This window comes from Helcococcus sp. KG196 (assembly GCF_046035495.1).
GTDB lineage: Bacteria > Bacillota > Clostridia > Tissierellales > Peptoniphilaceae > Helcococcus > Helcococcus ovis.
Genome location: NZ_JBFNFI010000003.1, coordinates 141,872 through 149,569, shown reverse-complemented (window position 1 = coordinate 149,569; position 7,698 = coordinate 141,872). Strand labels below are relative to the sequence as shown.

General features: G+C 29.8%; 5 protein-coding genes. 4 read left to right on the top strand and 1 reads right to left on the bottom strand.

Annotation, left to right across the window (positions count from 1 at the left end):
* The 4 genes from ABGF45_RS02730 to adhP all read left to right on the top strand — a co-directional run.
* Positions 1–1,237, top strand: a 1,237-nt coding sequence (locus tag ABGF45_RS02730) for a sensor histidine kinase (RefSeq protein WP_408132172.1), incomplete at its 5' end; no start/stop codon positions are given.
* Between the two features lie 107 nt (positions 1,238–1,344).
* Entirely contained in the window at positions 1,345–1,821 is a 477-nt protein-coding gene (gene ybaK / locus ABGF45_RS02725; RefSeq protein WP_134711771.1) for a Cys-tRNA(Pro) deacylase, read from the top strand.
* A 108-nt stretch (positions 1,822–1,929) separates the two neighbouring features.
* Positions 1,930–3,552: a DEAD/DEAH box helicase gene (locus tag ABGF45_RS02720; protein ID WP_134711770.1), complete on the top strand. Its 1,623-nt coding sequence runs from the start codon at positions 1,930–1,932 to the stop codon at positions 3,550–3,552.
* 125 nt (positions 3,553–3,677) lie between these two features.
* Positions 3,678–4,706 (top strand): alcohol dehydrogenase AdhP, encoded by a 1,029-nt coding sequence (gene adhP, locus ABGF45_RS02715; protein ID WP_134711769.1) that lies wholly within the window; start codon positions 3,678–3,680, stop codon positions 4,704–4,706.
* A gap of 312 nt (positions 4,707–5,018) precedes the next feature.
* On the opposite strand, the gene adhE is transcribed toward adhP, so the two are convergent.
* The gene (adhE, locus tag ABGF45_RS02710) at positions 5,019–7,631 is read right to left on the bottom strand and encodes a bifunctional acetaldehyde-CoA/alcohol dehydrogenase (protein WP_134743948.1); all 2,613 of its coding nucleotides are present in this window, start codon (positions 7,629–7,631) and stop codon (positions 5,019–5,021) included.
* Between the last annotated feature and the right edge of the window lie 67 nt (positions 7,632–7,698).

Here is a 7,698-nt window from a genome sequence, read left to right as displayed (position 1 = left end):
CTTTAGTATAGAATTTATAACAAGATTTTTAGAAAAAGGTATTATGTATATATTTAAAGAGTATAATAGTATGCAATTTATCAATATATTTTTGAATATATTATCTATTTTTATTATATTATCAATAATTCTATTTGTATTTTATGCCGTTTCTTGTATAAAATCTTTATACTATGACGGAAAAGAATCATTTATGATAAAAAATTCCATAATTTATAGATTTTTAGATGGTACATTTAAAATATTAAAATATGTACTTGAAAAATTATTTCAAAATAATATTCCAAATATAATTTTTTGGTCAATTATGTTTGCGATACATTTATTTTTAATATATGGATTAATTGGATTCAGGTTAATGTTTATTATACTATTTATGGTCTTATCCATTGTATATTACGTTTTAATTAGAATAATAAATGATTTTATAAAAATAGAAAATGCTACGGATGAAATTCGTAAAGGTAATTTTAATGTTAATTTGGATGAAAATAAACTATATTTTAGAAAAATATCACATAATTTGAATAATATTAATATCATATTAAATGAAGCTGTGGAAAGGGAATTAAAATCTGAAAGAACCAAGACTACTTTAATAACTAATGTCAGTCATGACCTTAAAACCCCGCTTACTTCAATTATAAATTATTCTGATTTAGCATCAAAAAATGACAATTCAATTGAAGATATAAAAAAATATACATCAATAATTCATGAAAAATCATTAAAATTGAAAACTTTAATAGATAGTTTATTTGAGGTTTCAAAGATTTCCGGTAAAAGTGTTGAAGTGAATAAAAAAACAGTTGATATAAATGAAATGATAAATCAAATGATTGGTGAATGGAATGATGAATTTGAAACAAAAAAATTAAATGTTATTTTTAACTCCGATTCTAATAAAAATGAAATATTTATCGATCCAAATCATATGTCAAGAGTTTTAGATAATATTTTTTCAAATATTTACAAATATGCTAAAGAGGATACAAGAGTTTATATTGATTTAATCAAATACGATAGGCTAAAAATAATCATAAAAAATATATCTAAATATTCATTAAATATTTCACCTGAAGAATTAAAGGAAAGATTTACCAGAGGTGATGAATCCAGATTTACAGAAGGAGCAGGACTAGGATTAGCAATTGCAAGTTCTTTAATGGAGATACAAGGGTGTAAATTTAATTTAGAAATTGACGGTGACTTATTTAAAATTATTATGGTTATATAAAATAAAAAAACAAAATTCAAGCAGTTGCTTTAATTTACCTATATAGTTGATTGGTAGTGGCGAAATGGATTTTGTTTTTTGTGTTATAATATACATGAGGTGATATTATGTCAAAGAATAAAGATAAAACAAATGTAATGAGATTTTTAGACCAAAAGAAAATAGATTATATACCTTATCAGTACGAAACCGACGGGAGTTTAACAGGTATTGATGTTGCTTTGAAGCTAAATAAAAATATGAACTCGGTGTTTAAGACATTGGTAACGGTTGGAAAGTCCAATCAAAATTATGTTTTTGTAATTCCTGTTGATAGAGAGTTGGATTTAAAAAAAGCGGCTGAAGCATCTGAAGAGAAAAGTATTAGGATGATACCATCTAGGGAATTGTTGGTATTAACAGGATATATTCATGGTGGCTGTTCACCGTTATGTATGAAAAAAAAGTTTAAGACATTTATTGATGAAGAAGCGAACAATCACGAAAGCATTACATTTAGTGCAGGTAAAATAGGGTATCAAGTGGAAATTAAAATTGAAAATTTGAAAAAAATTTTGAATTTTAAATTTTTTCAGTTGACTTAATGACATTAAATATAAATTTGCTTTTTATATATGAGTCATGTATAATTAGTCGAAGAAAAGAACTTGAAGGCCGAGTCATCTCGGCTTTTTTATATTTAGGAGAAAATATTGAAATTTAATGAATTAAATTTATCAAAAGAATTGTTAAATGCTATAGAAAAAATGGGTTTTAAAAATCCTAGTCCAATACAGCAACAGAGTATACCTGTGCTTTTAGAAAGAAAAGATGTTATTGCACAAGCACAAACTGGAACAGGTAAAACAGTTTCTTTTGGAATTCCGTTAATTGAAATGGTTACAAATGATAAATATGTGCAGGGATTAGTGTTAGTACCTACAAGAGAATTAGCAAGACAGGTTTCTGATGAATTAGGAAAATTAGCTAAATACAAAAATTTTGTATCAATCACATCGATTTATGGTGGCTCTGATATGAGAAGGCAGATAAAAGATTTGAAAAAAGGAGTAAACATAGTTGTAGGGACTCCTGGACGTGTGATGGATCATATGAAACGAAAAACTTTGAAGCTGGATAATCTAAAATTTTTAGTATTAGATGAAGCTGATGAAATGTTTGATATGGGATTTAGAGATGATATGAAGACTATAATAGATGAAACAAATTCTGATAGGCAGACTTGCTTTTTTTCTGCAACAATGGACAATGATATAATGGAATTTTCAGAGATGTATCAAATAAATCCGAAAAAAATCATAATAAAAAAAGAAGAATTGACAGTATCTAATATAAAGCAATATTATTTAGAAATGTCCGGAAATATGAAAACGGAAATATTAAACAGACTATTAAATATTTATAATCCAAAGCTTTCAATAGTATTTTGTAATACTAAAAAAATGGTTGATAAACTCGTAATGGAACTAACTAAAAAAGGATATAATGTTGATGCACTTCATGGCGATTTAAAACAAACACAAAGAGATCATGTAATGAAAAGATTCAGAAATTCTACAATAGATGTTTTAATTGCAACCGATATTGCAGCTAGAGGGCTAGATATTGAAGATGTAGATATAGTTGTTAATTATGATTTTCCGCAACAAAATGACTATTACGTTCATAGAATTGGAAGAACGGCAAGAGCAGGCAGAGAAGGTTTATCATTTACATTTTTAGTAGATAGAGATTATCATAAATTGTTTGAGATTGAAAAATATACAAAAGCAAAAATCGAAAAAATGGAGCTTCCAACAATTTTTGATGTAAAACAAAATACTAAGGTACAATTAGAGGAAGATATTTTAGAAAAATTGGAAAAAGAAGATGATTTAAGCGTGTATAAAGATATAGTTAACAGATTACTTTCAAATGGATTTAGTTTGTATGATTTGGCTGCGAGTTTGGTTAAAATAATTGATCAAACACAATCTTCTAAGGATTATGAAGAATTGGAAAATGTTGATTTTGGTAAGAAATTTGAATTAAATAAATCTAAATTACAATCTAAAAAAGGTAAAAAAGGTCAAAAGATAAAAGGCCCCAAAATGTTTATAAATAAGGGGAAAAGAGATGGAATTAATATAGATTTAATGGTTAAAACTATTAAAAAATACACCAAAATTCCGACAAGTGATATAGGCACTATAAATATAATGCCCAATTTTTCATTTGTAGAACTTCCTGTAGATTATTTGAAATATGCTATTAAGGATATGGATGGTAAGAAAATAGCTGGCAAAATCATGAAAGTTGAATATTCAGAAAAATAATATTTTTATATGGAACGAATTTGATGTAAATTATTATTATTTTAATTTTATAATAAAACTGATTGACAAATTTTTGGCTATAATTTAATATTAAGATATAGTAAAAAATTATAAGGAGGTATAAAATGAAAGCAGTTATTGTTAATAAAAAAGGAGATGGAGTAGAGGTAGTATCAGATTGTAAAAAACCATCTCCAGGGCATGGTGAGGCATTAGTTAAGGTTGAATATTGCGGAGTATGTCACACAGATTTACACGTTGCACATGGTGATTTTGGAAAAGTTCCAGGAAGAATTTTAGGCCATGAAGGAATTGGTATTGTTGAAGAGCTAGGAGAAGGAGTAACAACATTAAAAATTGGCGATAGAGTTTCTATTGCTTGGTTTTTTGAAGGTTGTGGACACTGTGAATATTGTACAACAGGAAGAGAAACTTTATGCCGTTCGGTAAAAAATGCTGGATATACAGTTGATGGCGGTATGAGTGAATATGCCTTGGTGACAGCTGACTATGCAGTAAAAGTTCCGGAAAATTTAGATCCTGCTCAAGCATCATCAATAACATGTGCGGGAGTTACGACGTATAAAGCTATTAAAGAATCTGAAGTTGCACCAGGGGAATGGATTGTAATATATGGTGCAGGAGGATTGGGTAATTTAGCAGTTCAATATGCTAAAAAAGTATTTAATAATAAAGTAATAGCTGTTGATATAAATAATGATAAGTTGAAATTAGCTAAAGAATCCGGTGCTGATGTAGTAATAAATGGAAAAGAAATAGAAGATGTTGCTGGATATATTGTTGATTTAGTTGGTGGATGCCATGGGGCTGTTGTAACAGCAGTTTCTAAAGTTGCATTTAATCAAGCTGTAAACTCAGTGAGAGCTGGTGGTACAGTAGTAGCGGTAGGATTACCTTCAGAATATATGGATTTAAGTATTGTAAAGACAGTTTTAGATGGTATAAGAATTAAAGGGTCACTTGTTGGAACAAGAAAAGATTTAGAAGAAGCTTTTGAATTTGGAGCAATGGGATTAGTTGTACCCGTTGTAGAGAAGGTATGTGTAGATTCAGCTCCTCAAGTTTTTGAAGAAATGGAAAAAGGATTAATTCAAGGACGTAAGGTATTAGATTTTACAAAATTAACAAATTAGAAAACAGTTATTGATGTTGTAATTTGTATTTTCTAATCTTCTGAGCAGATAAGAAAAATTATATAATAATATTTTAGCGACTAAGAGTAAATTTTTAGTCGCTTTTATAGGGATGAATGGCATGAAAATGTTGGTGTGAAATTTTCTAAGAAGTGCAGTTATTTATAAATAGCATAGTGACTTTTGGATTTTACATTGTGACATTCATGAAAGAATAAACAAAAGCCCACTTAAGGATTTTAAGAACTTTTTATAGTTCAGGGGAACATCCTTAAGTGGGACTTTTATTTTAAAGGGGTTAAACTCTTTATCTTATTCGCCTTTATAAGCTGCAATTAAAATTTCTTTTAATTCAGCGATCATTGGTTCTTTAGGATTTGCTGTTGTACATTGATCTTCGTAAGCCAATTCGGCAATCTTGTCAACCTTAGCATCAAATTCTTCTTGAGAAATACCTTGTTCTCTTATGCTCATCTTTAATCCTAATTCTTTTGATAATTTTATAATTTCTTGAGCTAATGCTTCAACTAATTCTTCATTTGTTTTACCTTCACAACCGATTAATCTTGCTACTCTTGCGTAATCTTCGTCTGCTCTGAAGTATTCATATTTTGCCCAAGCTTGAGTTTTACCATTGTTAATTGAATTGTATCTAATTACATGTGGCAATAAAATAGCATTTGCGTATCCGTGAGGAATTCCAAATTCTGCACCTATCTTGTGTGCTAGGGAGTGATTAATTCCCAAGAATGCATTAGCAAAAGCCATACCGGCAATTGTTGATGCGTTATGCATTGTTTCTTTTGGAGCATGTGCATTTGTGTGATAAGAATCTCTTAATGAGCCCCATACTAATTCGATAGCTTGTAAACTTAATCCTCTTGTATAATCTGAAGCCATACATGATACATATGATTCTAAAGCATGTGTCAATACGTCTAATCCTGTGTATGCTACCATTGATTTTGGTAGTGTATATGTGAATTGTGGGTCAACAATAGCTACTGATGGTGTTAAAGCATAATCTGCTATTGGAAACTTCATATGTGTTTCTGAATCTGTAATAATAGCAAATGGTGTTACTTCTGAACCTGTACCTGATGTTGTAGGGATTGCTACTAATTGAGCTTTTGTGCCTAATTCAGGAATTTTGTATGCTCTCTTTCTAATGTCTAAGAATTTTTGTTTTGCACCAAAGAAGTTAATTTCAGGTTGTTCATACATTAACCACATCATCTTTGCTGCATCCATTGGTGAACCACCACCTAATGCTATGATTGTATCTGGTTCAAAATCTTTAATTTTTGCTAAACCTTTTAATACGATATCTGTTGTTGGGTCAGCTTCTACATCTGAGAATATTTCGTATTTTACTCCATTTGGTCTTCTAGATAATACGTCAACTAATCTAGCTACCAATCCATGTTGAACCATACCTTTATCTGTTATGATTATTACTTTTTCAACGTTTGGCATTTTTTCTAAATATCTGATAGAATTCTTTTCAAAGTATAATTTTGATGGTAGTTTTTGCCATTGCATGTTATTTCTCCTCTTAGCAATTGTTTTAACATTAATTAAGTGTTTCACAGAAACATTTTCACTTACTGAGTTTTTACCGTATGAACCGCAACCTAATGTTAATGATGGAGTCATTTCATTATATAAATCACCGATACCACCAATTGATGATGGAGAGTTTACTAAAATTCTACATGCTTCCATTTGTTGAGCAAATTGTTCGATAATTTCATTATTACCGGCAAAAGTGTGTAAGGAAGCTGAATGTCCCATGCCGTTAAATTCTAACATTTGTCTTGATTTTGTAAAACCGTCTTCTAAAGACTCTGATTTTATAAATGCTAATACCGGAGATAATTTTTCTCTCGTTAATGGATAATCCGGACCGATGCCATCTACTTCAGCTATAAGTAATTTTGTGCCAACAGGAACCTTAATGCCAGCTTTTTCAGCAATTGTCATAGCTGTTTGACCAACTATATCAGGGTTAGCCATTCCTTTTTCTTCATTAATTACATATTTTTCTAATTTTTTAATATCTTTAGCCGGTACAAAATAACCTCTATTTCTTGTAAATTCTTGTTTTACCTCGTCATAAATTTCTTTGTCACAAATAACTGCTTGTTCTGAAGCACAAATCATACCGTTATCAAATGATTTTGAAACGATAACGTCATTTACTGATCTTCTAATATCACATGATTTTTCAAAGTATGCCGGTACGTTTCCTGCACCTACTCCTAAAGCAGGTTTACCTGTTGAGTAAGCTGCTTTAACCATTGCGTTACCACCTGTTGCCAGTGTGATAGCTATATTTGTATGATTGATCAATTCTGAAGTAGCAGAAATCGAAGGTTGAGTTATCCATTGGATACAGTTTTTTGGAGCACCTGCCTTAATTGCAGCATCATAAACAGTTTTTGCAGCTAAAGCTGAACAATTTTGTGCACTTGGGTGAAATGCAAATATTATTGGATTTCTACCCATTATTGATATTATTGATTTGAATAATACTGTTGAAGTTGGGTTTGTAACTGGTGTTATACCTGCAACTACACCTAGAGGAGATGCTACTTTAATAACTCCGGTTTGCATATCTCTATCTATTACACCACAAGTTTTTTGATTTTTGATTGAATGCCAAATTGTTTCTGTTGCATATAAGTTTTTAATACATTTATCTTCGTATATACCTCTTTTTGTTTCTTCTACAGCTGCCTTAGCAAGCACCATATGTTGGTCATTACCAGCTATTACCATAGCATGAACAATTTTATTGATTTGTTCTTGATCGTAAGACATAAATTCACTTAATGCAACTTTAGCATTAGCAACTAATTGTTCTACTTCCATATTTTTTTCCATTGTTTCTTCTACCTTTGTTTCTATTTTTTTTGCTACCATTTGTTCCCCCTTTTAGAACGGTTATTTTATTAACAACTACATGATATTATATTAACAAAATTTTGTA

Bases quoted from the DNA above. Each gene is read 5' to 3' on its own strand.
- ybaK (WP_134711771.1), top strand. From the start codon at position 1,345: ATGTCAAAGAATAAAGATAAAACAAATGTAATGAGATTTTTAGACCAA.
- adhE (WP_134743948.1), bottom strand. From the start codon at position 7,631: ATGGTAGCAAAAAAAATAGAAACAAAGGTAGAAGAAACAATGGAAAAA.
- adhP (WP_134711769.1), top strand. From the start codon at position 3,678: ATGAAAGCAGTTATTGTTAATAAAAAAGGAGATGGAGTAGAGGTAGTA.